The 24,441-nt window shown below is 62.9% G+C and carries 19 protein-coding genes and 1 tRNA gene; 10 read left to right on the forward strand and 10 right to left on the reverse strand.

The features are described from left to right. Positions 1-13 precede the first annotated feature (13 nt). Positions 14-685: a VOC family protein gene (locus ACTXG9_RS10945; RefSeq protein ID WP_111104532.1), complete on the forward strand. Its 672-nt coding sequence runs from the start codon at positions 14-16 to the stop codon at positions 683-685. A 1-nt stretch (position 686) separates the two neighbouring features. Here ACTXG9_RS10945 and ACTXG9_RS10950 read toward each other — a convergent pair whose 3' ends face one another. The 4 genes from ACTXG9_RS10950 to ACTXG9_RS10965 form a co-directional block, all read right to left on the reverse strand. Further along, positions 687-2,099, reverse strand: a complete 1,413-nt coding sequence (locus ACTXG9_RS10950; RefSeq protein ID WP_111104535.1) for a TPM domain-containing protein — start codon at positions 2,097-2,099, stop codon at positions 687-689. A 141-nt stretch (positions 2,100-2,240) separates the two neighbouring features. Beyond that, positions 2,241-3,965, reverse strand: a complete 1,725-nt coding sequence (locus ACTXG9_RS10955) for a peptidoglycan-binding protein (protein WP_111104538.1) — start codon at positions 3,963-3,965, stop codon at positions 2,241-2,243. Positions 3,966-4,095: 130 nt separating this feature from the next. After that, a complete protein-coding gene (locus ACTXG9_RS10960) occupies positions 4,096-4,497 on the reverse strand; it encodes a hypothetical protein (RefSeq protein WP_019661617.1) in 402 nt (133 codons plus the stop codon). 226 nt (positions 4,498-4,723) lie between these two features. Beyond that, positions 4,724-5,248, reverse strand: a complete 525-nt coding sequence (locus ACTXG9_RS10965; protein ID WP_019661618.1) for a hypothetical protein — start codon at positions 5,246-5,248, stop codon at positions 4,724-4,726. Positions 5,249-5,454: 206 nt separating this feature from the next. Here ACTXG9_RS10965 and ACTXG9_RS10970 point away from each other — a divergent pair, with 206 nt between their 5' ends. Beyond that, a complete protein-coding gene (locus ACTXG9_RS10970; protein WP_021201972.1) occupies positions 5,455-6,081 on the forward strand; it encodes a YiiX/YebB-like N1pC/P60 family cysteine hydrolase in 627 nt (208 codons plus the stop codon). 55 nt (positions 6,082-6,136) lie between these two features. Here the strand turns inward: ACTXG9_RS10970 and ACTXG9_RS10975 are convergent, their stop codons facing one another. The 4 genes from ACTXG9_RS10975 to ACTXG9_RS10990 form a co-directional block, all read right to left on the reverse strand. Next, positions 6,137-6,301, reverse strand: coding sequence for a hypothetical protein (locus ACTXG9_RS10975; RefSeq protein ID WP_005414774.1), 165 nt, complete (start codon positions 6,299-6,301; stop codon positions 6,137-6,139). Positions 6,302-6,575: 274 nt separating this feature from the next. Beyond that, positions 6,576-8,000, reverse strand: a complete 1,425-nt coding sequence (locus tag ACTXG9_RS10980) for a TIGR00366 family protein (protein ID WP_180876413.1) — start codon at positions 7,998-8,000, stop codon at positions 6,576-6,578. Between the two features lie 176 nt (positions 8,001-8,176). Beyond that, positions 8,177-9,070, reverse strand: coding sequence for a 4-hydroxybenzoate octaprenyltransferase (gene ubiA / locus ACTXG9_RS10985; protein ID WP_111104543.1), 894 nt, complete (start codon positions 9,068-9,070; stop codon positions 8,177-8,179). 98 nt (positions 9,071-9,168) lie between these two features. After that, entirely contained in the window at positions 9,169-11,394 is a 2,226-nt protein-coding gene (locus tag ACTXG9_RS10990; protein WP_456115716.1) for a polysaccharide biosynthesis tyrosine autokinase, read from the reverse strand. A 612-nt stretch (positions 11,395-12,006) separates the two neighbouring features. Between ACTXG9_RS10990 and ACTXG9_RS10995 the strand changes: the two genes are divergently transcribed. The 8 genes from ACTXG9_RS10995 to ACTXG9_RS11030 all read left to right on the forward strand — a co-directional run bounded on the left by ACTXG9_RS10995 (position 12,007) and on the right by ACTXG9_RS11030 (position 19,030). Continuing rightward, a complete protein-coding gene (locus ACTXG9_RS10995; protein WP_159360681.1) occupies positions 12,007-13,173 on the forward strand; it encodes a nucleotide sugar dehydrogenase in 1,167 nt (388 codons plus the stop codon). A gap of 24 nt (positions 13,174-13,197) precedes the next feature. Continuing rightward, positions 13,198-14,301, forward strand: coding sequence for a glycosyltransferase family 4 protein (locus ACTXG9_RS11000; RefSeq protein WP_329858762.1), 1,104 nt, complete (start codon positions 13,198-13,200; stop codon positions 14,299-14,301). Positions 14,302-14,357: 56 nt separating this feature from the next. Then, a complete protein-coding gene (locus ACTXG9_RS11005) occupies positions 14,358-14,747 on the forward strand; it encodes a hypothetical protein (RefSeq protein WP_329858763.1) in 390 nt (129 codons plus the stop codon). Further along, positions 14,744-15,226, forward strand: a complete 483-nt coding sequence (locus tag ACTXG9_RS11010) for a glycosyltransferase (protein ID WP_329858764.1) — start codon at positions 14,744-14,746, stop codon at positions 15,224-15,226. The genes ACTXG9_RS11005 and ACTXG9_RS11010 overlap by 4 nt, the downstream gene beginning before the upstream one ends. 8 nt (positions 15,227-15,234) lie before the next feature. Further along, entirely contained in the window at positions 15,235-16,515 is a 1,281-nt protein-coding gene (locus ACTXG9_RS11015) for a lipopolysaccharide biosynthesis protein (RefSeq protein WP_329858765.1), read from the forward strand. 6 nt (positions 16,516-16,521) lie between these two features. Further along, positions 16,522-17,865: an O-antigen ligase family protein gene (locus ACTXG9_RS11020; protein ID WP_159360683.1), complete on the forward strand. Its 1,344-nt coding sequence runs from the start codon at positions 16,522-16,524 to the stop codon at positions 17,863-17,865. A gap of 73 nt (positions 17,866-17,938) precedes the next feature. Continuing rightward, positions 17,939-18,793 (forward strand): heparin lyase I family protein, encoded by an 855-nt coding sequence (locus ACTXG9_RS11025; protein ID WP_329858766.1) that lies wholly within the window; start codon positions 17,939-17,941, stop codon positions 18,791-18,793. A gap of 160 nt (positions 18,794-18,953) precedes the next feature. After that, a tRNA-Arg gene (locus tag ACTXG9_RS11030) sits at positions 18,954-19,030 on the forward strand. A gap of 985 nt (positions 19,031-20,015) precedes the next feature. Here ACTXG9_RS11030 and ACTXG9_RS11035 read toward each other — a convergent pair. Together ACTXG9_RS11035 and ACTXG9_RS11040 are read right to left on the reverse strand one after the other, a co-directional pair. Further along, complete coding sequence (locus ACTXG9_RS11035) at positions 20,016-21,371, reverse strand: Gfo/Idh/MocA family protein (protein ID WP_456115715.1); 1,356 nt, start codon at positions 21,369-21,371, stop codon at positions 20,016-20,018. Positions 21,372-21,436: 65 nt separating this feature from the next. After that, entirely contained in the window at positions 21,437-24,412 is a 2,976-nt protein-coding gene (locus ACTXG9_RS11040; RefSeq protein ID WP_456115714.1) for a TonB-dependent receptor, read from the reverse strand. Positions 24,413-24,441: the final 29 nt, after the last annotated feature.

Below are 24,441 nucleotides of genomic sequence, written 5' to 3' on the forward strand. Positions count from 1 at the left end.
CGGAGAATCGATCATGCGCCTGCTGCACCTCACCCTGCCGGTATCCGACGTCGCTTCCGTGGCCGCGTATTTCCATGATGTGCTGCAGCAGCGCGTGGTCGGCAACCATGTGCACACCGGCTGGAGCACCATCGAACTGCAGCCGGCGGGTGATTACCCCGTCGGTGGCGTGCACCTGGCCTTCAACGTACCGGACAACCGCTTCGGCGAGGCGATGGCCTGGTTGCGCGAACGGGCCCCGCTGCAACGTAATCCTGAGGGCCTGGATTACTTTGCGCTGGAGAGCAGCTGGCAGTCGCAGTCGGTGTACTTCACCGGTCCTGATGGCCTGATCCTCGAGTTGATCGGCCGGCGCCGTCTGCCAGTCAGCACGCGCGCAGGCGCCTTCCATGGCAGCGAGCTGACCTGCCTGAGCGAGGTTGGCCTGCCCAGCCACGATGTCGATGCGGTGCGCGAACAGTCCAGCCAGCGCTTCGGCCTGCAGCCGATCAGCCCGCCGTCGCCGCAGTTCGCGCCGATGGGCGACGACGAAGGCCTGCTGATCGTGGTTGCTGCGGACCGGCGCTGGTTCCCCGAGCAGAAAGACCTGCCCGGTGCCCAGGGCGTGCAGCTGCAGGTGGGTGATGTGAACGGTAGCGGCGAACTGCGCGATGCCGCGCTGGGCTGGCGGGTGTGGGCGGCCTGAGCTACCAGCTGCCCGAAGCGCCGCCGCCGCCGCTGCGACCACCACCACCGGACCAGCCGCCGGAACTGCTCGAGGACGAACTCGACGACGAGGTGCTGGACGAGGAACGGTAACCTTGGGACGACCTTCGTCCGCTGCGTGCTTTTTCGCCGGGCAGCAGGGTGAACAGCCAGATGAAGTACAGGAACAGCGTGCCTACGCTGGACACGATCATCGCCAACACGCGTGCGTTCTCGTCGCTGGCCCGGTCGATGGCCAGCAGCGCGCCCAGCGCATAGGCGCCGGTCAACAGCACCAGTACCACCAGCCGCACGGCGAAGCTGTTGCGGTTCCTGCGCCAGCGCGCGCGGCCGGCCTGCACCAGGAAGAACACCAGCATGGCGGCAAGGGCGACCGCCAGGTTCAGCAACGTGTGCAGGGCAAGGCTGGGCGGCAACTGGCCACGGACCAGCATCACCGCGAAGAAACCGATACTGACGGCCAACATGCCGCACAGCACGATGCGCACACCACGGCTGCGACGCCAGCACCATCCCAGCAGCGCCGCCACCGGTACAGCAGGTAACAGCACGAAGAACAGCGCAGGCAGCACATGCCGCGGCAGCAGCAGCGTCGCCGAAACCAACCCAGCGGCCATCACTGCCGTTACCAGCAGCGGTCTACCCCAGGCAGGCAATGTCGGCCAATTCGGCCTGGGCATTGCCGCATTGGCTGCCAATGCCTTGCGCCGCTGCTCACGGCGTTTAAAGCTGAACTCGGCCTCGGTCCTGGTGGCCAGCAGGCGCGGCGGTGATCGCCACAAACCGGCCAGGAACCCCACCAGCAACGTCAGGGCAACGACCGAATCCCCTGTGCGCCAATCCGCTGGCAACAGGTTGCGTGCGGATGAATCTTCCTGGGGCGGCAGCGGATCGCCATCGATCAACGCCACCAGCACCTTGCTGCCGTCCAGCAGGCCCTGGTCCAGGTCTCCCTCACGCAGGCGCGGCACGATCGCCTTGTCGATGATGCGCGCGGCATAGGCATCGGGAATGGTGCCTTCCAGGCCATAGCCGGTCTGGATGCGTACGCGCCTGTCCTGCACTGCCACCAGCAGCAACACCCCGTCATCGACACCGGCGCGGCCCAGCTGCCACTGTTCGAAGACGCGCTGTGCATAGGCTTCGATGCCGTCATCGCCAACACTGGGCACCACCAGCACCTGCAGTTGCGCGCCTTTGCGTGCCTGCAGCTGCAATGCCTGCTCGCGCAGCGTGGCGCGGGTGCTGGCGGACAGCGCGTTGGCGGTGTCCACCACCGGGTCATCCAGTGCCGGGATCGCGGCCGCCGCCAGCACTGGCAGCGGCAACAGGCAGAGCAGCAGTGCCAGCCCTACCCGCTGCCATGCGTTGCGCCACCGCAGCACCCGGCTCATGTGGACGCCATGCTTTGCAATGGCGGCGTGCTGTGCATCATGCGAAACGGCATCCGTGTATGTCCTTGCCCCATGAACGGAAAAGCCGGCCGGATTACCCCGGCCGGCCTCCTTTACCACACACCTCTTCACACGCAGCGGTCAACGGCCCATGGCCACGCGCTGCTGCTCGTCCTGCACGTGTTGCTGCGAAGGCTCATGCTTGGCCAGCATTGCAGCGCTGGTCTCCTGCAGGCTCGGTGCCGTCTGGGTCATGTCCACCGCAGTACGGAAGCCGGGAACGGTGCCGATGACGAAGGCCTTGCCATCCTGCACGGTGACGCCCTGCAGCTTCTCCGGTGAATCGATGCCGGCGGCCTTGGCCTGGGCGGTCACATGCGCGCTCATCTCGTTGCAGATCATGCCCGGCATGTGGCCACGGATCGCATTGTGCAGCGGCGTATCCGGATGCGCCTTGTCGCCCAGTTGCGGCCCCTTCGGCGCCGCCTCGGCATGGCTGCGGCCTTCGGCCAGCTTGCCCAGCGTCGCCGGACCCGCCACGCCATCGGCGGTGAGCCCGTGCTGCTTCTGGTAGGCGATCAGTGCGTCCCTGGTATTGGCACCGAACTTGCCATCCTCGCTCAGCGGATTGCCTTGGCCGTCGCGCACGCCCAGGCGGTTGAGTTCCTTCTGCAGCGCAGTCACTTCCTCGCCCTTGGCCCCCTGGCGCAGCACACCGTTGTGGTCGGCGTCATGCGAATGGCCACCCTTGCCGGTTTCCTTCAGCTTGCCGTGGTCCCAGAAGTCCTGCGGGCTGAGCAGCTTGCCGTGCGGATCCTTCAACTGGTAATGCACGTGCTGGGCATACTGCCCCGCACCGCCCGGGCCACGCCCGCCCATGGTGCCGATCGGCTCGCCCGCCTTGATCGGCTGGCCTTCCTTCACCTGGGTCGAGTGCAGGTGCAGGATCTCGTGCGAGTTGCCCTGTGCATCCCTGATCTTCACCGTGCCGTAGTCGCCACCGACGAACGTCACCGTTCCGGAGATCGGCGCGTGGACGGTCGGGTGCTGCAGATTACGGCCGTGCTGGCCGCCGACATAGTTGAAGTCGGTGCCACCGTGCGGCTTGTGCGCGCGGTGTTCGCCGAACTCACCGGTAACGTGCGGCTTGACCCCGTTCTGCGGGGGCAGCATCACCTGCATCGTCTGCTCGAAGGTGCGGGTCTGGCCTTCGGCATGCGCCGCTGCCGGCTTGGCCTGCGCGTGGGTGGCCGCAGCTGCGGCGGGGGCCGCGTGGCTGCCATGGGACTGGCCGTGGGTCAGGCCCAGGCGCTGCTCCACGAACCGCTCGTACTTGTCCACGTACGGCATCACCTTCTTTTCAGACAGGGTGAGGCCGCCGTAATCGCGGGTCGGGCCGTCGTGGTGGTACTTGTAGATGTACTCCTCACCCTGGCCGCGCTTGTGCGCCAGCGTGCGGTTATCGATGTAATGGTCAACCAGTGCGTCGGACTGTGCGCCGACGTCGAAGCGGTTGCGGCTGTTGAGGTGGTAGTGGTTGCCGGTCTTGTCGATGAACTGGCCCAGGCCCGAGGCCGAGGTGGTGCCAGCGGCGGCATCGGGGTTGAAGCCCGATTCAACGCGGGCGATGGCCAGCACGTGCGCGGTTTCGCGCGGGGTCAGGCCCTTCTCGCGCGCCGACTCGATGATCGTGTCGATCACCCGTGACTGTACTTCCGGGGTCGCATCGCCCCACCGGCGGGAATTGCCATGCAGGCGGCCGTCGCTCTGGTCGATCGGCTCCCGGTAGTGGCTCCACGGTTTGATGCGGTCACTGCTGTAGGCCGCCCCGCGGGGCTGGACCATGTCCTGGTAGATGTCTGCCATGTCTGTGCTATCCATTCTATGAAAAAGGGGATTTCCTTAAGGGGTACTGCTCCTGGTACTTCTGGTACTGCGGTACTGCGGTGCCGCGGTGCTGCGTTCACAGCGCGCGTGCGACGTCCTGCCGCTGCGCTCAGTCTTCGATGTAGTTCACCTCCGGGTGCTTGATGCCGAGCGAGTCGATCAACGTCTCGTACTCGTCGTTGTTGGGCTCCTGCTCCTCGCCTTCCGCGCCGCGCAGCGGGGGTGTGCTGTGGGTCAACTGGCGGCCACTGGCGTCGTACAGGTAGTACCACTCGCAGAAGCTGCAGCCGAACGGCAGTTCACCGTACTGCACGACGAAGTACGGCGTACCGCTGCGGTCCTGCACGCAGGCCAGGCCAACGGCGGTATAGCCGTCCATCTCCTTGGGCGCAGCAATGGCCTGGCGTGCGCCGTCCTTTTCGATTTCCAGCGTGGTCAGCCGGGAAGCGTCCGTGTCTTGGGTGGGCTGGGCCGCCAGGTGCAGGCGGGTGCCTTGGCAATCGATATGCATGCCGGTCTCGTCGCGCGTAAGAGAGGTGGGAAGGTCCGCAACGGCAGCCGCTGGTGCGGCCGGCGACGCTGCCGGGTCAGTAGAAGCGGGGGCCGCCGCCGGTGCAGCCGCCTCAGGGCCGCTGCAGGCAGCAAGCATCAGGGCCAGCACGGGGACAACGGGAGACAGACGCATGCGGTGCTCCTTGGGTGAATCACACGACCGCCCGCAGGCGGTCGCTCAGGGGTCAGATCGATTCGTCCTCACGCTTGACCAGTTGCCAGCACGGCTTCTGGGCAAAGGTGTAGATCTGCTGGTCGCTGGTATCGGGGGTGCGCATCTGCACCTGTACCTGGCCGTCGGGCAGGCGGGTGACCTGCATCTCGCGGCCCTGGCGTTGCAGCGTGGCCGGGTCCGGCATCACCGGCCATTCGACCTTGGCAAGCGGCACCTTCTCCTCCACCTTGCGTGGCTCCGGCTCGGCGTCGCCATCGATGTGGCTGTCCAGCAGCGGATCGGCAGTGGACGTTTCCTGCAGCGCGATCTCGTTGCCGAAATGCTTGAGGAAGTCGTCGAAGACCGGATGGGGGCAGCTGGCAGACGCGTCTGCCGGGGCCGCGGCAACCGGCGTGGCCGGCGTCGTGGCGGCGGCCGTGCTGCTCGGAGCCGGTGCGGCGGCGTCAGTGATGGCAGCCTGGGGCGCAGGCTTGCAGCCCGACAGCGCAAGCCCCAGGGCAAGCGCAAGCAGGGCAACGGGGCGGAGCTGGTTCAAGGGATCCTCCTGATTCCGGGCGGTCGCGCGCGGTTCCGGCGCGGTAGGGAGGCAAGGATAGCCATGCCTCTGTCGATTCAGTTTCAACATCCGCTGTCAGGAATATCCCGACATGCTGAATTGAGACTCATATCACACTTGGACTGAAATCAACGTCATCGCAGCAGCCGTTAGACTACGCCGCACATGCTTCGACCCTGGCCCCCATGCGCGCATTCCTGCTTGCCCTCTCCCTGCTGGCGCCAACGCTGTGGCCTGGTGTTGTGGCCGCACTGGAGGTCCGGGAAGGCGACCTGCTGTTCGTCACCGCCGGCCGCAGCGGCCTCAGCGCGGCCATCGACGATGCCACCGGCAAGCAGCACGGCCCCAGCTTCGACCACGTGGCCCTTGTCGCCTTGGCGTCGCAGGGGTGGGAGGTACTGCACGCCGACGAGAAGGGATCGCGCCGGCAATCCCTGGTCGAGTTCCGCCAGGACGCCCGCGCCAGGCAGCGGCAGATCGTGGTCTATCGCCTGCAGGCACCGCAGCAGGCCGCCATCAAGGATGCGATCGCGACCGCACGCACGATGCTGGGCAAACCGTACAACACGTCATACGTGTTGAACGAGGACAGCTACTACTGCTCGGACTTCATCGAGCGCGCATTCCGTGCGCACCATGTGTTCGCGTTGCAGCAGATGAACTTCCGCAACCCGCAGACCGGGCAGATCGCCCGGCACTGGGTGGATCTGTACCGCGGCATGGGCATGGACGTGCCGCAGGACCAGCCCGGCACCAATCCCAATGACATGTCGGCGGCGCCGGTGCTGCAGCGCATCGGCGTGCTGGAATAAGCGAAGCCCCGCACAGGGCGGGGCTTCGCCGGTTGCCCAGGCTGGGGCATCGAAGTCACTCTTCCTCGTCCTGCCCACCCTGCTGCTGGTTGCGCTGGTTGCGCTGCTGCTGTTCCTGCTGCTGTTGCTGCTGCTGGTCGCGGCCGCGCCCCTGCTGCTGATCCTGCTGGTTCTGCTGGCCCTGCTGCTTCTGGTTCGGGTTCTGGTTCTGCTGTGCCATGTCCGATCTCCAAAGCCACGCGCGGAATGCGGTGGACGGGACCATCGTCTGCAGCGATTGGTTAATCACACGTGGGTGGCCGGCTACATTCGTGTGTACGCCTGTGAATGAACGCGCGGAACCTCTTGCGGCACAAGCGCCTGAAGGATTCATGCGGGTTCGGCATGTGCTCATGCCGTCATCGGCGTTGCACGCATTCATGGCGCTCGCAGCCGGAGACACGCGCTGAACGAGGCTGGCTTTCCCGGCTCACACAGGGAAGCCAACGCTGCATTCATGGCATCACCGGCGGCACGTACGCCAGCGTCATCCCCAGCAGCCACAGCAGGCCCAGCACCAGCGGGATATGCACCAGCAGCTGGATGAAGGTGAAGCCCACGATGTCGCGTGCCTTCAGGCCCAGCACGCCCAGCAGCGGCAGCATCCAGAACGGGTTGATCAGGTTCGGCAGCGCTTCGGCCGCGTTGTAGACCTGCACGGCCCAGCCCAGGTGCGCCTTCAGTTCGTTGGCGGCCTGCATCACGTAGGGCGCCTCGATGATCCACTTGCCGCCACCAGACGGCACGAAGAAGCCCAGCACCGCCGAATAGACGCCCATCACCAGCGCGAACGAATCGGTGCTGGCCACGTGCACGAACAGGCTCGACAGCCGGTGCGCCAAGGTCTGCCCGTCACCGCCGGCGGCGTGGGTGAGGATCATCGCGATACCGCCGTACAGCGGGAACTGGATCAGTACGCCGGTGGTGCTCGGCACCGCCTTGGCCACCGCGTTGAGGAAGCTGCGCGGGCGCCAGTGCAGCAGCAGGCCCAGCGAAATGAACAGGAAGTTGTAGGTGTTGAGGTTGGCGATGGCGGTGACCACCGGTTTGTTGGCGAACTCGTTGAACAGCCAACCCAACGCCAGCAACGAGAGCAGCACGGTCAGCAGCGGGCTGTATTCCAGCCACTCGCCCGGGCGCGTGCGCCGCTGCAGCGGCTCCGGCTCGGCCTGCGCGGCGCCCGGGAAATCCTCGGCGGTACGCGCACTGCCGGCCGCAGGCGCGGTCAGCCAAGCGATCAGCAGCGAGACCAAGATCAGCACTGCGGTCAGCGCGATCGACTGCCACAGGAAGATGGTTTCGGTGAACGGCAGCACGCCGGTGATCTCCACCAGCCCCGGCGGCATGCTGGCCGGGTTGGCCTGGAGCTGTGCGGCCGAGGAACTCAGCCCCATGGCCCACACCGCGCCCAGGCCAAGATATGCCGAAGCACCGGCCGCGCGGTAGTCCATGCGCAGCTCGGTACGGCGGGCCAACGCGCGGACCAGCAGGCCGCCGAACACCAGCGAGAAACCCCAGCTGAGCAGCGAGGCGAGCATGCTGACCAGGCCCACGTACACCACCGCGCCGCGACCGGTGCGCGGCACACGGGCGAGGAAATCGATGAAGCGTGCGACCACCGGCGCGGTGGCCACGGCGTAGCCACCGATGACCACGAAGGCCATCTGCATGGTGAAGGGAATCAGGCTCCAGAAGCCGTCACCGAAGGCGCTGGCGGTGGCCTGCGGGGTCGAGCCGAAGCCCATCGCGGCCAGCGCGACGATGACCACGCCCAGCACCGCGAACACATACGCGTCGGGGAACCACTTTTCCGCCCAGGCGGCCGAGCGCAGCGCTGCGCGCGCCATCCAGCCATCCTGTACTGCTGCCTTCGAGGCCATCGCCTACCCTCCCAGGTTCGATGGACCGATTCTGGGCGGTGGGGTGCAGGCTGTCAGCCACCTATTGGTCGTAGGCGGCGGAAGGCCCGGCGCTGTGCGCCGCCGCCCGAGCATGGGCTCGGGCGCTACGGAAGCACTGTCAGCTGTAGAGCCGAGCCCACGCTCGGCTGCGCTTCTCAAGGCAGCGCCAGGTCCACGGCGATGCCGGCAAACAGCGCGGCACCCACCCAGTTGTTGTGCAGGAACGCCTTGAAGCACGGGCCGCGCTCGCGGTTGCGGCAGATCCAGAACTCGTAGACCACCAGCACCGTGGCCACCGCCACGCCGGCCAGGTAGTAGCCGCCCAACCCGCCGCGCACGCCGACCAGCGCCATGGTGGCCAGGAACAGCGCGTAGAGCACGCCCTGGATGACCAGATCGAGATCACCGAACAGGATCGCGGTGGAGTGCGAGCCCATCTTCAGGTCGTCCTCGCGGTCGACCATGGCATACCAGGTGTCGTAGGCGGTGGACCACAGGATGTTGCCGGCATACAGCAGCCAGCCCAGCATCGGCACCTCGCCCTGCACGGCGGCGAAGGCCATCGGGATGCCCCAGCCAAACGACATGCCCAGGTAGACCTGCGGCAGATGGGTGTAGCGCTTCAGGTACGGATAGCTGGCGGCCAGGAACACACCGATGAAGCTGAGGCCGATGGTCAGCCCGTTCATCGTCAGCACCAGGCCGAACGCAACCAGCATCAGCACCGCGAACAGCGCCAGCGCGGCGCGGCCACTGATTGCGCCGGTCGCAAGCGGGCGGGACTTGGTGCGCTCCACGTGCGGGTCGAGCCAGCGATCGGCGTAGTCGTTGATGACGCAGCCGGCCGAGCGGGTCAGCCACACGCCGGCGGTGAACACGAACAGGGTCCACAGCGGCGGCAGGCCGCCGGCAGCCAGCCATAACGCCCACCAGGTGGGCCACAGCAGCAGCAACGTGCCGATCGGGCGATCAGCGCGCATCAGACTCCAGTAATGCCGCCAACGCGGCGTCGCCGGCGACTGCGGCGAAGTGAGGGGGGTATCAGCCATGGCGATAGGATACTCCTGCGCTGGGGGTGAGGCTCAGAAACGACAGGGCCCGATGCGCCTGCGCGCACCGGGCCCCGGTGTCCTGCCCTGCGAAGTGGTCAGGCCTTCTCGTCGGACTTGTACTCGTAATAGCCGTAGCTGTAATAGCCGGTGGCACGTTTCTCGACCGCGTTGAAGATCGCGCCCTTGATCTGCACACCGTTCTGCTCGAAGCGCTGCAGGGTCAGCTCGATTTCCTTGGCCTGGTTCACGCCGAAACGGGTGACCAGCAGGCTCGAACCAGCGTGGGTGGCGACCAGCGCCGGATCGGTCACAGCCAGGATCGGCGGCGTATCGACGATCACCAGGTCGTACTTGCCGGACATCTCCTGCAGCAGCTGCGCGAAGCGCGGGTGCATCAGCAGCTCGGCCGGGTTCGGCGGAATGTCACCACGCACCATGTAGTGCATGTTGTCCAGGCCGGACACTGGATGGATCACGTCGTCGACGCTGAGCTTGCCGCCCAGCACGTCCGACAGGCCCTTCTGGTGCGACACACCCAGGATCTTATGCAGGGTGCCCTTGCGCATGTCGGCGTCGATGACCAGCACGCGCTGGCCCGCCTGCGCGATGACCGCGGCCAGGTTGGTGGACACGAAGGTCTTGCCCACGCCCGGGCGCGGGCCCGAGATGGTCAGGATGTTGTTCTTCGCTTCCAGCATGGCGAAGTGCAGGCTGGTACGCAGGCTGCGCAGCGCTTCCACGGTCGGATCGGCCGGAGCGGTCACCGCCAGCAGGTGCTGGCGACCGTCGGCCACCACGCGCGTACCGTGCTTGCCCTTGCGCAGCTTCGGAAGGGTGCTGGACTCGCTGAGCGGGATGGCGGCGTAGACCGGCAGGCCCAGAGCTTCGATTTCGGCGGGGTCTTCGATGCCCGGGTTGAGCATGCGCTGGAGGAAGACGAAGGCAATCGAAAGGAAGGCACCAAGGAGTGTGGCGATGGCGACGATCAAGGCCTTGCGGGGTGCAACCGGGTTGGCGATGTCAACGATGGCCGGATCGACGATACGCACATTGCCGACCGCTCCCGCGCGGGCCACGTCGAGCTGCTGTGCCTGATTCAACAGCGCCGTATACAGCTCGTTGCTGACCTGAAGGTCGCGGGTGAGGCGAAGCAGTTCCTGCTGGGTTTCCGGGAGATCACCGACCTGCTTCTGGAAACCGCCCTTGCGAGCTTCCAGATCACCGATCTGACGCAGCAGTGCGCGATAGGCCGGATGCTCGCGCGTGAAGCTGCGATCCATCTCAGCCTGCTTCAAGCGCAGCTGCTGGATGCTGGCCTCGACGGCCACTTCCTGTTCCAGCAGCCCTTTGGTCTGCATGGTGATGTCGACTGACTTGGAGCGGGACTGATAGGCGCTCATGGCAGCCTGCGCCTGCTCCACCTGGCGGCGGATGGTCGGCAGCTGGTCCTTCACGAACTGCAGCTGGGACGCGGCTTCGGCCGAGCTGCGATCCACGTTCTGGCGAACGTAGGCGTCGGCTACGTGCTGGACGAGGGCCTCGGCGCGCAGCGGATCAGTGTCCCGGTAGGTCAACAGCAGAATGCCGGAATCCTTGCCCTGCTCGGAAGCCAACAATTCCGTCTGCAGCAGGGCCACTACGTCCAATCGACGCAGCCGGGTCACCTTGAACTGCATACCCGGGTTGGCGCGCAGCGAGTCCACTTCCAGAGTTACGCCTCTGCCCTTGGCCTGGGAGCCGACCTGACCACGCAGCAGCTCATCGCCCTCTTCATCGAACAGGACGAAATCCTTGCCGGTATCGCCAACCTCCAGCAAGAGCGTCGTGTCGATCAGAGTCGCAGGAACGTCCAGTCGCTGGATACCCAAGACCTCCCCACCCCAGCCGTAGCGGGCCATGCCCAGCTTGGGTGCGGCAACGTCGCCTTCATTTTCGGGCTTGAAGCGTCGCTCGATGAAATTTCCGAACAGCGGGAATCGCTTCGGCTCAATCTGGACTCCCAGGTTGAGCTGATCGACGGCCGTACCGATTACGGTGCGCGAGGTCAGCAAGGCCACCTCAGTGGTCGAAGCCGTGCTGCCGCTTCCGCCCAACGATGCAAGGTCTGCAAGCCCCGGAATGCTGGGCATCTTCGACTCGACCTGAACCAGCGCCTGCGCCTGATAGATGGGGGCAGCAAGGATCGCGTACAGGGCACCAACAACCATGAAGACCGCGACCGACCCTGCTACCAGCCATTTGCGGTCCAGCAGTGCACCCAGCAGATCTCGCAGGTCGATCTCATCTTCCTTGACAACTCGGGATTCCGATTGCTTCGTCATCGCTTCCACTTCAGTTCAAGAGCAGCGGCATTGGCACCGTCTGCCTGTTGGGTACTCCAGCCTTCGAAGGCTTCGGCTCACACCTGGGGCAACGGTGAGCAACGGGCTTCCACAGCCTGCACACGCCATTGATCGACCATTCGCACGCTTCCCAGAGCCCAGGCGCTCCCCTGCCTAGCCGGTCAGTCTACCCGATTAGGGTACGACGGCGAACCGCAAGCCTCTCGAAAGTGCGCGAGCTGCCACGTGAACGAACATGCCGGTCCTGCCGGAGCAAGCAAAAAGCCCAGCCCGCTGCGGTGTCCATGCCAGTGAGCTCCGCTTGCCTGGCGAAAACCTGAACAGCCACGGTCGACAGTCGGAGGCTCGCCACAGACGCGCCGGCGGGCAACAGCCGCCCATGGCAAGCCCGCCGGATGTGCGACGTGTAGTAGGATTCGCGCCTCCAAAAGTTCTCGCCCCGAGCAGAAGGCATCCCGCTGCCTCTGGTTGCCACCGCAGAACAAACTGAATTCTGAATGTGCACAGTAAGAACACCCGCGATGAGGTGCCCTTCAACACCCGGCTCGCCCCGGCCCGTTTTTACCAAGAGTTGATACAAAAGGAATTGAAATGAAAATCGCCGTGGTTGGCACGGGTTACGTTGGACTCTCCAACGCTGTGCTGTTGGCACAGAATCATGAAGTTGTGGCGGTCGACATCGATGCCGATCGTGTGGCGCTGATCAATGCCCGACGCAGCCCCATCGAGGACCGTGAGATTGAAAGCTACCTCGCCACGGGTACGCTCAATCTCACTGCAACGGCAGATGCTCGACAAGCCTACGAGGATACCGAGTTCGTAATCATTGCAACTCCAACCGATTACGACACCGAAACCAATTACTTCGATACCAGTTCAGTTGAATCGGTGATCGCAGACGTCATGGCCGCTAATTCCAATGCGGTCATGGTTGTTAAGTCAACGATTCCCGTCGGCTGCATTGATGCGCTGCGACTGAAGACCGGCAGCGACAAGATTATTTTCTCGCCAGAGTTCCTGCGGGAAGGGAAGGCACTGCATGACAACCTGTATCCCAGCCGTATCATCGTCGGCGAGCGTTCGGAGCGCGCCAGTGTCTTCGCCGAACTCCTGAAAGAAGGCGCCATCCGCAAGGATATGCCGATCCTGTTCACGGATCCGACCGAAGCGGAAGCAATCAAGCTTTTTGCCAACACATTCCTCGCAATGCGCGTCGCGTATTTCAACGAACTTGATACCTACGCGGCAAGCCACAACTTGGATACACGGCAGATCATCGAGGGTGTCGGCATGGACCCCAGGATTGGCAATCACTACAACAATCCCTCGTTCGGCTATGGCGGATACTGCCTCCCCAAGGATACGAAGCAGCTCCTCGCAAACTACAGCAACGTTCCGCAGAACCTCATCCACGCGATCGTGGAGGCGAACCGGACGCGCAAGGACTTCATCGCAGACGAAGTGATAAAGCGGAAGCCCGATGTAGTCGGCATTTACAGGCTGATCATGAAGGCGGGATCGGATAACTTCCGCGCCTCTGCGATACAGGGAGTAATGAAGAGGATCAAGGCGAAGGGCATTCGGGTCATTCTCCACGAACCCACAATCAAGGGCGGCGATTTCTTCAATTCGGCGGTGGTCAACGACCTTGCCGCATTCAAGAGCGAGTCTGACATCATTATTGCAAACCGCGTTGACCAGCAACTGGAAGATGTTCTGGACAAGGTTTACACGCGCGATATTTTCAATAATGACTGAGTAGAGAGAAGCCCTGAAGCAGCCATGGACAGCTCTGATAAACTGAAAAAAATAACCTATGTCGCGAACCTGTTTCCCTCCAGGAAAAATCCGTCATTCGGGACATTCGTCAAGAACTCCAGCGACGATCTGGCCAAGCGAGGCTGGCAGACCGAAACCATCGTGCTGCCGGAATTTGGCAGTGGACTCAAAGGCTACGCCCTGTTCTATGCCAGCGCCTTCACGAAGCTGCTGAAACAGCGACACCCGGTGTACGTACACTACGTAAGTCATTCCGCTCCACCTGTGATCCTTGCGAAGCTGTTCAACTGGAAGCTCCCGATCATCCTTCATTACCACGGTAGCGACGGGTTCCCAGAGTCGTCCGAAGGCCTGGCACGTAGAGCCCTCAAGCGTCTGGTCTGCAACTCTGCCAATCTTCTGGCTTCTGTTGTCATTGCGCCAAGCAACGGATTTCTCGCACGCCTCCGTTCCAGCTATTCACTTGAGGGCAAGCACTCCTTCGTCAGCCCTTCGGGCGGAGTAGACACAGATGTCTTCCACGACACGGCCTCCGAACCGCGCTCGCTGGACTTGGCCTTTGCAGGTCGAATGATTGCGGGAAAGGGCGGAATGGAAGCGGCACACATCTCACTGCGGGTGCTGCGTACCCGTGCCGACTCCACTGCATTGTTCGTCGGCGCAGGACCGGAGCGAGAGCAGATGCAGCTACTACTCGCCGAATACATTGCTTCGGGCCGCGTTAGGTTTCTCCCTGCCCTGCCACAAGCGGAACTGGCACAGGTTTACAGAACGGCAAGGATCTTCCTCTTTCCCTCCACAAGAAAGGGTGAATCACTTGGCTTGACCTGGGTCGAGGCCGCCATGTGTGGAGCGCTACCGCTGGTACTTCGCAATGGCATTACAGAGAATCTGCTTCCGCCAGAAATGAGCCAGCAGCTATCGGCACAGGGTGTGGACATGCTGGCCGAACGTACACTGTATTTCCTCGCGGATGGCGCAGCCCGTGATGATGCCGTCGCAACCATTCAATCGACACTGGCCATGGACTACAGCTCCGACGAAGTGAGTTCAAAGCTGGACGCGTTCCTGACAGATGCCTTCCAAACAACCGGAGCAATGAATTGAAGAAGCGAGCAATCGCAGCAGCGTCATTTGGAGGGCACTGGGTTCAGCTGCTTCGCATGAGACCGCTGTTTGACAGGTATGACACCACCTATGTCTCGACCCGTGCCGAACTACAAACCATGGTCGAGGGACAGAAGTTCCGGGTCGTGAACGACGCCGCCGCGGAATCAAAGCTGAAACTGCTGATTACGTTCGCACGAGCGCTCTGGATCGTGCTTCGCGTCCGTCCCCATGTGATCGTCTCGACCGGCGCTGCGCCTGGATTCGCTCTGCTGTTCTGGGGCCACATTCTGGGCGCAAAGACCGTTTGGGTGGACAGCATCGCAAATGCCGAAGAGATGTCGCGGAGCGGCCGGCTCGCAAAGCGCTTTGCCACACTGTGGCTTTCTCAATGGGAGGATGTCGCCAGCCGCGCGGGCGCCCAGTACATGGGGCGGGTCATATGATTCTGGTGACAGTGGGGACGCAGTTTGGCTTTGATCGACTCATCCAGTGGATGGATCTGTGGGCAGTCGCACATCCCGATGTAGACGTGTTCGCCCAGATCGGCGACGGCGATTTCCAGCCTGCCCATATGCGCTGGACCAGGGAGATCTCGCCAATGGAATTTCCATCGGTGATATCGACGGCGTCCATGATCGTCTCGCATGCAGGCATGGGAACGATCATTTCCGCCAATCTCTCATCCAAGACAATCATCATCGTTCCCCGGCGCGCGGACCTTGGCGAGCACAGGAACGAGCACCAGCTCGCCACTGCGCGCCGCTTCAGTGACCTGCCAGGATGCCGCGTGGCCGAGACCCAGGAACAGCTTGACGCCCACCTGGCCAATCTGGATTCATCCGTCTCAGCCTCGATGGGTGCCGCAGCAGGGGACCTCAGCCAGAGGATTTTCGAATTCCTCGAGCGGGAGCCTTCCGCTTGAAGTCATCAATGCTCTCCAGACTGCTCGGAATTTCGGGAATGCGCGGCGTAGGTGCCGTTTTTACATTCCTGGTCAGCCTTCTTGTTGGCAGATTGCTGGATATCGACGATGCGGGTCGCGTCCTCTGGGCCATAGCGGCAACATCGCTCCTCGCTGTTTTCGCCAGAGCCGGCCTCGACAAGGCGTTCATGAAGCTGGGCGCGGTCGAGTCACGTAGTACGGATGCACGAAGCGCAGCCGGCTTGGTAATTGCCGCGTATGGACTGCGCATCGCCGTCGGTGCTGTCGCGCTCGCCATTCTGCTTGTGGCATACGGTGCCTGGCTCGATTCGACCATGCACTGGGATGCAAATCTTCTGTGCCTTGCAATCCTGTCCATCGCCATTGCAGGTATCGCGCTCGCCAACGCTGCTGGCACTGCTGCGATAGGCAGCGGTGCAGCAGTCCACGGAACCGCGACCATCTCCGTACTGCCATCAGCCATCGCCTTGGCCGCGTTGGCAATCCTGCTTTTTCCTCTGGCGTACGCACCTTCCGCGCTCATCTTCTCCATCGCCTACACGGGTGGCTGGCTGCTTGCGGCTGCATTCGCCATCCTGACCCTGAGGCCCCCAGCTTCGGGCCCGAAAAGCGCCAAGGTGAGAATTGCGGAAGGTGAAACCCGACCGTTTGCGGTCATTGGCATGTCCAATACGCTCGAACAATGGCTTCCAACCTTCATCGCGGGCATTTTTCTCTCCTCAGCGGATGCCGCAGGCTTTGCGCTGAGTGCGCGCCTGGTCGCGATAATCCAGCTTCTGATGGTATCCGCCACATCGGTTTATGCACGCACATATGCCACAACCAGCATCAAGGATCTGCGGGGCGTTGCAGCAAGTGCCTCGCGAAGCATTTCCCTGATCGGCCTGCCGGCAATCATTTTGCTTTTCATATTTGCACCCCAAGCACTGTCAATATTCGGGCCCGAATACTCGCAATCCAGCACCCTCTTGCGGATACTGCTGCTCGGCCAAGCCGCAAACATGGCAATGGGTACCTTCTCGGTTGCACTTATCATGCACAATCAGGTATCACGTGTTGCCGGAATATTCGCCGCCAGCTCTGCAATCCAGCTGGCAGTGGCACTGACAGCCGCCTATATTGGATCCGCCACCCTGCTCGCCGCATCATCGGTGGCAGCTGTATTGATCCATACCACTGCCTGCGCATTCACGGTTGGGCGGATAACCCGAAGCACGGGTTTGAACCAGACCGGCACTAGTGGGTCTGAACGCGGTACCGAAAAGTGAGCATGGATGCACCGGGTCGACAGAACAATGATTAACAGCCGAATCACCGCAGATTCGCCCGGCCGATCAGCCTGGCAGACGACCAATTCAGTTCCGGCGATCGTGGCGCAGTTGATACTGCTGCTTACGCCGTTCCTGATCGTTGTGGATACCATGAACGGCGCCCTCATGCGAGGAATTGGCATTTCCGGGCTATCCCAGGCATTCAAGGTCGCGTACCTGCTGCTGCTGTTCATATACAGCGCACGGACCAGATCTGGATTGCTGACGATCTGCGCCTGTTTGCTGAGCAACATCATTTTCGTTGCCATCCATATCATCCCGAATGGCACCTTGGAGGCGCTCACCTCGGATGTCCAGTGGCTGCTCAGGTTCAACATCGTCTGGCTGGGATACCACGTTTTCAAGCAACTCTTGGACCGTGGCCGAATCGGTCTATCGTGGATCTACAAGTGCATCGCCTTCGTGTCAGCCGTACTCTTCATCAACCTGATGCTTGGCACTCTCGGTTTTGGCTACTCGCAGTATGGCAAGTACAGTGATTCCGAGCAGATCGGCGCCGTCGGCTTCATCTATGCCGGCAATGAGATGTCATTCCTTCTACTGCTGTGTCAGGTTGTCCTGTGCGGAATTACCTATCACAGCCAGAACCGATCAAGCATGGTGAAGTACCTTCTGATCTGTGCGGTTTTCTTTGTGGCGTCCGTTCTCAAAGCAACCAAGGCCGCCATGCTGGGGTCTCTGATCATTTCCTTTGCATTCCCCGCAATCGAGTTCGCCAGAGGACTTCTTACCTTCAAGATGTCGTCCCTGAAGGCGCTTGCGATAGGCGTATTCTCTGCAATCATTGCCATTGCAGCTGCGCCATTCGCTATTTCCCTGATCGAACGCACCGGGCTGCTGGCGCGCATGGAGTACTTCTTCGACGAATTTGGTCTTTTGTTCGTCATCTTCAGCGGAAGAGACCAGTTTGCCCGGGATTTCCTCGATAACGTGTGGGCCAACTACACCATTGTAGAATCGCTGTTCGGACCCGGCCGGCACGAGATGCTTGTTCGGTTGGGGCACCCCGTTGAGATCGATGTCCTGGACATCCTCGGCGGATTTGGAATCACAGGCCTCGTGATCTACTACCTGCCTTATCTTGCGCTCTTCTTTAAATCCACCACTGCACTATTGAGGAAGAGTCCAGCCCTTTCCACTGGCCTGGTTTTTTCCACCATACTACTGGCGGTCAGTGTCACTGCAGGACACGTCATCTATAGCGGACTTGCGGCACCTTACATGGCACTGTGCATGGGGTTTTTCGCCTGGTGGCGCACCCCAGACTTCAACGCAGCGGCGCGGTGACGCCCATTGGGCACTGAAGACCCATGCCGTTGCTGACAATCGGCTACGGATCATTCAGTACAGGCTACAGGACATGAATTGCTGGAACGAGAACCCCGTAATTGTTCGCGCGGCCATCCTCCTGCTCATTGCGGCGGCTCCGCTCAGTGCAGGCTGCGTGCGGGCCAGCCAAGCGTCTCTAGATGGGATTCCGGAGCTTCAACGTGAGGCCCCTTTCAGCTACTCGATAAAGACGACGCCTTCACTTCGAGCAGCCGGCTCAGGCAACGCCTCAGACGCGGGAAGCGGCACGACTTACGATTTCGACTGGAGAATGGCTGACTGGGACGGTACGCGCGCCACAAAGGGCACTGAACTCAGAACAAAGCCGATGCCTTGGCTCAAGGAGCAGTGGTTATCCTTCAAATTCTTTGCAGAAGAGAAGTATTTTGCAGGTGATTCACGGTTCTCAATCATCCTGCAGTACCACAGCATGCCTGACATCGACCTCGGAGAAGAGTGGCGAAACCCCGTTTCCAGTTTCGTCATTCGCGGCCGGAACATCCAGTATGACTACCGGTCAAGCAGTGAGCGGGTCACCCCCAAAGATGCGTCTGGATTCATCTACACCAACAAGGGGACTGTTCAACTCGGCGCTGTCAGATTCGGCCAATGGAACGAGGTAGTCGTCCATCAGACGTTTGATTACTACAACGGGCATATCAAGATATGGATGAACGGTAAAGCCTTTGAACAGACCGGCGGCATAGGGTTCAACGACAGGCGCGGGCTGTTCGTAAAGTTCGGGCTCTACTGCCCAGAGCGCTCCGATCTTGCTGAGAAGCGCATCTCGTTCCGCGACGTACGAATGATACCCGCGAAGCCAAATGACCCGATTCCAGGTACCGAGGAAGCTGCCTTCAGGCAGCTCGGGGTCACGAGAGGCTAGCTGACTGTGTTGAGGTCGGCTGACAGGCATGCATAGTCAGACGCGACTGGGATCAGCGCGGACCAGGTCAAGCAGTCACTGGGCCAGCAGTTGGTACTTCGGGAAAAACTACGTACAATCCTCAGATTGGGAGCACCAGTCTCGCTCTCTGCAGTACAACGCGCCCGTAGCTCAGCCGGATAGAGTAGTGGCTTCCGAAGCCATTGGTCGGGGGTTCGAATCCCTCCGGGCGCGCCATCTTCCCTTGCACCAGTCTGCCCTTGCAGACCTCGCCCCCCAGCAGGACGTCTCCCCAGCAGCATCCGGTATCCCAGATGCCCCACCGCCAGGCGCTTCAGCTGGCGACACAGACCCATGGCCAACCGGCCGCGCGCGTCCCCGTCACTCAACCCCATACAACGCCCGCACCCCAGCATCCCTCTCAACCAGATGCATGCGGAACACCTGAGTCGCATCCCGCGACCAGCTCCCCTCCAGCCTCCGCCACGACGCCACATCCACCCTCGGCAGCTTCCGCTCCGGGTAGTAGACCCGGCGGCCATCGCCCGAGAAGTGTCCGCCCAGCAGCCACCAGCACGCGGAATCCCCCCGGGCAGCGGCTTGCCATCGCAGTAGACATTGCTGTCATCAGGGGCGAACAGCGGGTCCTCCGCCACCACCTGCAGCAGATCCCCACGCAGGCAGTGCTCATCCGCCGCCCGCAGTACCAGCCGCCATGGTCGTCGCCACCGTAGCCGCCGCCTAGTTCGCGGAACGTCGTGCAATCTGCCTCGGCCAGCGCCCTCAGCGAGGTCTCGTGCTCGAAGTAGACGGCGTGGTTGTCCAGCCAGTACGCGCCACATTGACGAAAGCTGTCGCGGTCGATGGAGGTCTGCCAGGTCCAAGCATGGTAGACCGCGTGCGCGTCGCGACCGATGAAGTAGTGCGCCGGAATGTACTCGAAGCTCGCTGCATCGGCATTGCACAGCAACCGACCCTGGTGGAACACTTGGCCTTCGTGGATTCGCCAGAATTTGGTGCCGTAGGGGCCGACGAATCGCTGGTCAGGAAGTTCGCTGATCTTCTGCCATGGCAAGGCATGGGGCTCCGCCAACGGTGGGGCCGCTAGTTTAATGCGGCCGGCGGGAAAGGCAGCCGAGCGTGGGCTCGGCTCTACGGGTGTCAATGCACCGATGCAGACAGCGACGCCGCGCATTGCCCGGCGTTGCCGTTGCTGTACAGATCAGTACCTGCCATCGAACGCGAAGATCGGCTTGCGCGTCTTCCACGCACCAGCAGTAAAGTCCGGGAACTCCAACGTCTGGAAGCCGTTGGCGATCGACTGCTCGCTCAGCGGCGTGATCGCACTCCAGGTCACCGCATCGTAGATGTCGATCGGCATCGGCGCCTTGGCCTTCAGCGCTTCCACGAAGGCATGGATGACGAACCAGTCCATGCCACCGTGGCCGGCGCTGGCGGCGGTATCGGCATTCTGCTTCCACAGCGGGTGCTCGTACTCGTCCTGGTACTTCTTGAACTCCTCCCACTGGTGCGGCGGGCTGCGGCCTTCGATGTGGATCGAATGGTTCACGTCCATCCACAGACCCTTGGTGCCCTGCACGCGGAAGCCCATCGAGTACGGGCGCGGCAGCGAGGTGTCGTGCTGCAGCAGGATGGTCTCGCCGTTCTCGCAGGCCAGCGTGGTGGTGACGATGTCGCCGAGCTTGAACTTTACCTTGGTGCTGGGGTGGGTGATGCCGCCACTCTTGGCCACGGTGTATTCGTGCAGGCCACGCGCCTTGGTCGCGAAGGCATTGATGTGGGTGAAGCGGTTGCCACGGTTGATGCCGGTGTACATCGCGCAAGGGCCGATGCCGTGGCTGGGGTACAGCTCGCCGTTGCGCTCCACCGAATGCTCGGTGCGCCAGCGGGCTTCGCTCCAGCCCTTGGGCCCGAACTCCACGCCGCTGTCGTAGGGCTGGTTGGGGTCGCCGGAATTGAACTTCACGCCGCGCAGGTCGTGCTGGTAGCCGGCCTGCAGATGCACCAGCTCGCCGAACAGGCCCTGGCGCACCATCTGCAACGCCGCCATCACGTCGCGGCGGTAGCAGACGTTCTCCAGCAGCATGTACGGGGTACCGGTGCTCAGCTGGGTCTTCAACACGTCCCAGTGGTCCTGCAGGGTGATGCCGGCCACTACTTCGCAGCCCACGGCCACGCCGGCCTGCATCGCGGCAATCGCCATCGGCGCGTGGTACTCCCACGGCGTGGCGATGATCACGCCATCGATGCCCTTCTGATCCAACAGGCGCTTCCAGGCATTGGTGTCGCGATCCTGGCCGTAGGTCTTCGGGGCCGGCTTGCCGGCCTTGGCCACCATGTCCATGGCGCGGCCGAGCATGATCGGCTCGATGTCGCACAACGCGACCACCTCGACATCGTCGCGGCGCACCAGCTCCTTCAGCAGCACCAGCCCACGCATCCCGGTGCCGATCATGGCCAGGCGCACCTTGCGCCCGCGTGCCCATGCCGGGGTCTGCGGCAGCAGGCTGCTGGCGGCGACAGCGGCACTGGCCGCGATGAATTCCCTACGCTTCATGGCAGACATCTCTCCTCTTGGCAGCGAGCCGGCCGTAGCCGGCCCGCCGGGTCACGCAAACGGAATTACTTGAATCGGTAGCCGATGGTCACACTGTAACCACGACCGAAGATGGTGGCGTAGTCACTGGAGTCACCCAGGAAGCTGTTCGGATCGTAGAACGGCAGGCGGTTGAACAGGTTCTTGACGGTGAAGCTCAGGTTCCACGCGTCATCCGGGCGCCAGGTGACGCTCATGTTGGCGGTCCACCACGACGGTGCACCATCGCACTTGCTCTTCTGCAGGGCCAGGTAGCCGCCGGTGCAGGTTTCCTTGTTGTTGCTCTCTTCGTCGATCTGGTCGGTGGCCCACTTGGTGCCGCCCACGTAGTTGACGAACATGCTGGTGGTCACCTGCTTGTAGGTCCAGTCTGCATTGAGCGTGGCACGCAGGCGCGGGTTGTTGTAGTAGCCCACCACGTCGCCGTAGTACCAGCCGTTCTCCGCGTCCATGTAGAAGCGGTTGCGGTTGGCGATGGTGGCGGCCAGGCCGATGTTCAGGTTGCCCCAGTCGCCCAGCGAGAAGCGGCTGCGCGCGTCGATGTCGAATCCGTCGATCAGCGTCTTGCCGCGGTTCTTGTACTGGCCGACCACGCTGGCCACGTTGCCGGCGGAGTAGCCCGGCAGGGTGGCCGGGCAGCTCACGCCGCTGGCCGGGTCGGCGCACATCGCCGCCAACTGGGCAAGATTGGCACGGTCGCTGTCGGTGATCGGCGAGCGCGACATCGAGATGATGTCTTCCATGCGGCGGTAGTCCGGCGCGACGATTTCATTGTCACGGTAGATGAACCAGTAGTCGGCCGACACCGACAGCCAGGTTGCTGGCTCGTATACGAAGCCGAGGGTGGCGATCTTGGCCTTTTCCGGCTTCAGGTCCTTGTTCGGCTGGGTCATGCGCGCCACGGTGCGGCTGCAGTCGACGTTCAGCAGGTTCTTGCCGAGGTCGACGTCACCGGGCCGCTGCGACTTCAGCAGCAGGTTGGCGATGGCGTTGGTCTCGCCGCAGCGCAGTTCATCACGGAAGCCACCGAGCTGTGCGAACACGCCGCCATTGCCGGACTCGGCCAGGCTCGGTGCGCGGAAGCCGGTGGAATAGGTGCCGCGCAGCATCAGCTGGTCGAAGGCCTGGTACTTGAAGCCGATCTTCGGCGCCACGTTGGCACTGAAGTTCGGGTACTTGTCCACGCGCACCGCCGCATCCACTTCCAGCTTGTCGGTGATCGGCGCCACGGTCTCGGCGAACAGCGCGTAAGTGTTGCGCTTGCCATCGAACCACGAGCCACCCTGCTGGGTGATCAGGCCGTTGGCCGCATCCGCATTACCCGGGGTGTAGAAGGTCTCGCGGCTGGCGTTGAAGCCGAACGCGGCGCGCATCTCACCGGCCGGCAGCTGGAACAGCGGTCCTTCGATCTTGCCGTCCAGGGTATGCAGGCGGGTCCACGACTGGATGTCGAAGGTCGGGAACGCTTCACGGATCAATGCGGCGTTGGCTTCGCTGATCTCGCCGAACTTGTACGCCGGGTGGTCGGAAATGATCACCCGACCGGTACCCGGATCGATCGTGTACGGCCCGAACGCCTTCTCGAAGCCCTTGGTGTTGACGTTGATCGTCTGGTAGGTGGTGGAGTGGGTACCGGCGCTGGCGAAGGCGGTCTCCCAGTTCCAGTCACCTCGGTTGCCACGCGCACCGGCCAGCACGCGGTAGCTCTTGTCGGTGTTGCGCTGGCCGAAGTAGTTCGGGCCGGCATCCTGCAGCAGGTAGTTCAGGCCGACCACCCCGCCCATCATCGCCTTCAACTGCGGACTGGCATGGTTGTATTCGTTGTTGGGGCCCAGGAACGGGTACAGGAACTGGTTGACGGTGTTGCCGGTATTGCGCGAGAACCAGCTGGTCGGGTTGCCGGTGGTGGTGCCGTAGGTGCGCGGCGTGCCGCCGTTGGCGCGCAGGTCGATGTCGGTGTAGGTCGCCTCGGCGAAGATCTCGGTGCTGTCACCCACCAGGAAAGTGCCGTTGAGGTAGGCGGTGTTGCGCTCGGACTTGGCACCGGCGTCGATCTCGTTGTTCATCCAGGTTTCCCAGACGCAACGCGGGCCGGCCGCTTCACTGGTCAGCACGTTCCTGCAGCCCGGCGCGGCTTCCTGCACGCGGCGGCCGGTGACCGGATCGAAGGCGAAGTAAGTGCCCGGATTGAATTCACCCGGCTTGCTGCCCACGCCCAGGCGCAGGTTGTTGAGGTAGTTCGGATTGTTGACGTAGTACTGGTCGGGCCGCTTGTCGTAGAAATCGCTCAGCGGAATCGCGTCGCGGCGGTACATGTTGACCGCACCGTAGATGTTGAAGCGGTTCTCGGCCAGGTCACCGAAGCCGGCGGTGATGCTGGCCTGGCGCTCGCCGTAGGAGTCGATGCGCGAGGAGGTGTCGTTGGTGAAGCTGACCTCGGCGCCCTGGAAGTTGCGCTTGGTGATCACGTTGATCACGCCGGCCACCGCGTCGGTGCCGTACACCGCCGAAGCGCCGTCGGTCAGCACTTCCATGCGTTCGATGGCCGCAGCCGGGATCGCGTCGATGTTGACGAACTGGGTCTGGAAGCCGGCCGGTGCACCGTAGTACGACAGGCGACGACCATTCAGCAGCACCAGGGTGCCCTGCGCGCCCAAGCCACGCAGGTTGGCCTGCGAAGCACCGTCGGAACCGGTGAACAGCGAACGCGCGTCCTGCTGCGCCGGGCGGGCGGCCGGCAGGTTGTCGAGCACCTGCAGCAGCGTGCGCGCACCCATGTTCTGGATGTCCTGCTTGCTGATCACCTGCACCGGCGAGGCGGTTTCAACGTCGGTGCGGCGGATGTTGGAGCCGGTGACCTCGATGCGGGCCAGGTCGGTGGCCTTGTCCTTGCTCTCCTGGGCGAAGGCAGGAACGGCGACCGACAGCAGCACGCCGGCGATGGCCAGCGACAGCGGAGCGATCGAACGACAGGGGGGGCGGTGGTGGCGGGCGGGCAACATCGGGGTTCTCTCCTGGCAGGGGTGCAGCG

This window comes from Stenotrophomonas maltophilia group sp. LNF247 (genome assembly GCF_054083135.1).

What these genes read in the sequence shown, in the direction of transcription:
- ACTXG9_RS10945 (WP_111104532.1), top strand. Translation starts at nt 14, where the DNA reads ATGCGCCTGCTGCACCTCACCCTGCCGGTATCCGACGTCGCTTCCGTG.
- ACTXG9_RS10950 (WP_111104535.1), bottom strand. Translation starts at nt 2,099, where the DNA reads ATGAGCCGGGTGCTGCGGTGGCGCAACGCATGGCAGCGGGTAGGGCTG.
- ACTXG9_RS10955 (WP_111104538.1), bottom strand. Translation starts at nt 3,965, where the DNA reads ATGGCAGACATCTACCAGGACATGGTCCAGCCCCGCGGGGCGGCCTAC.
- ACTXG9_RS10960 (WP_019661617.1), bottom strand. Translation starts at nt 4,497, where the DNA reads ATGCATATCGATTGCCAAGGCACCCGCCTGCACCTGGCGGCCCAGCCC.
- ACTXG9_RS10970 (WP_021201972.1), top strand. Translation starts at nt 5,455, where the DNA reads ATGCGCGCATTCCTGCTTGCCCTCTCCCTGCTGGCGCCAACGCTGTGG.
- ACTXG9_RS10975 (WP_005414774.1), bottom strand. Translation starts at nt 6,301, where the DNA reads ATGGCACAGCAGAACCAGAACCCGAACCAGAAGCAGCAGGGCCAGCAG.
- ACTXG9_RS10980 (WP_180876413.1), bottom strand. Translation starts at nt 8,000, where the DNA reads ATGGCCTCGAAGGCAGCAGTACAGGATGGCTGGATGGCGCGCGCAGCG.
- ubiA (WP_111104543.1), bottom strand. Translation starts at nt 9,070, where the DNA reads ATGGCTGATACCCCCCTCACTTCGCCGCAGTCGCCGGCGACGCCGCGT.
- ACTXG9_RS10990 (WP_456115716.1), bottom strand. Translation starts at nt 11,394, where the DNA reads ATGACGAAGCAATCGGAATCCCGAGTTGTCAAGGAAGATGAGATCGAC.
- ACTXG9_RS10995 (WP_159360681.1), top strand. Translation starts at nt 12,007, where the DNA reads ATGAAAATCGCCGTGGTTGGCACGGGTTACGTTGGACTCTCCAACGCT.
- ACTXG9_RS11000 (WP_329858762.1), top strand. Translation starts at nt 13,198, where the DNA reads ATGGACAGCTCTGATAAACTGAAAAAAATAACCTATGTCGCGAACCTG.
- ACTXG9_RS11005 (WP_329858763.1), top strand. Translation starts at nt 14,358, where the DNA reads ATGAGACCGCTGTTTGACAGGTATGACACCACCTATGTCTCGACCCGT.
- ACTXG9_RS11010 (WP_329858764.1), top strand. Translation starts at nt 14,744, where the DNA reads ATGATTCTGGTGACAGTGGGGACGCAGTTTGGCTTTGATCGACTCATC.
- ACTXG9_RS11015 (WP_329858765.1), top strand. Translation starts at nt 15,235, where the DNA reads ATGCTCTCCAGACTGCTCGGAATTTCGGGAATGCGCGGCGTAGGTGCC.
- ACTXG9_RS11020 (WP_159360683.1), top strand. Translation starts at nt 16,522, where the DNA reads ATGCACCGGGTCGACAGAACAATGATTAACAGCCGAATCACCGCAGAT.
- ACTXG9_RS11025 (WP_329858766.1), top strand. Translation starts at nt 17,939, where the DNA reads ATGAATTGCTGGAACGAGAACCCCGTAATTGTTCGCGCGGCCATCCTC.
- ACTXG9_RS11035 (WP_456115715.1), bottom strand. Translation starts at nt 21,371, where the DNA reads ATGAAGCGTAGGGAATTCATCGCGGCCAGTGCCGCTGTCGCCGCCAGC.
- ACTXG9_RS11040 (WP_456115714.1), bottom strand. Translation starts at nt 24,412, where the DNA reads ATGTTGCCCGCCCGCCACCACCGCCCCCCCTGTCGTTCGATCGCTCCG.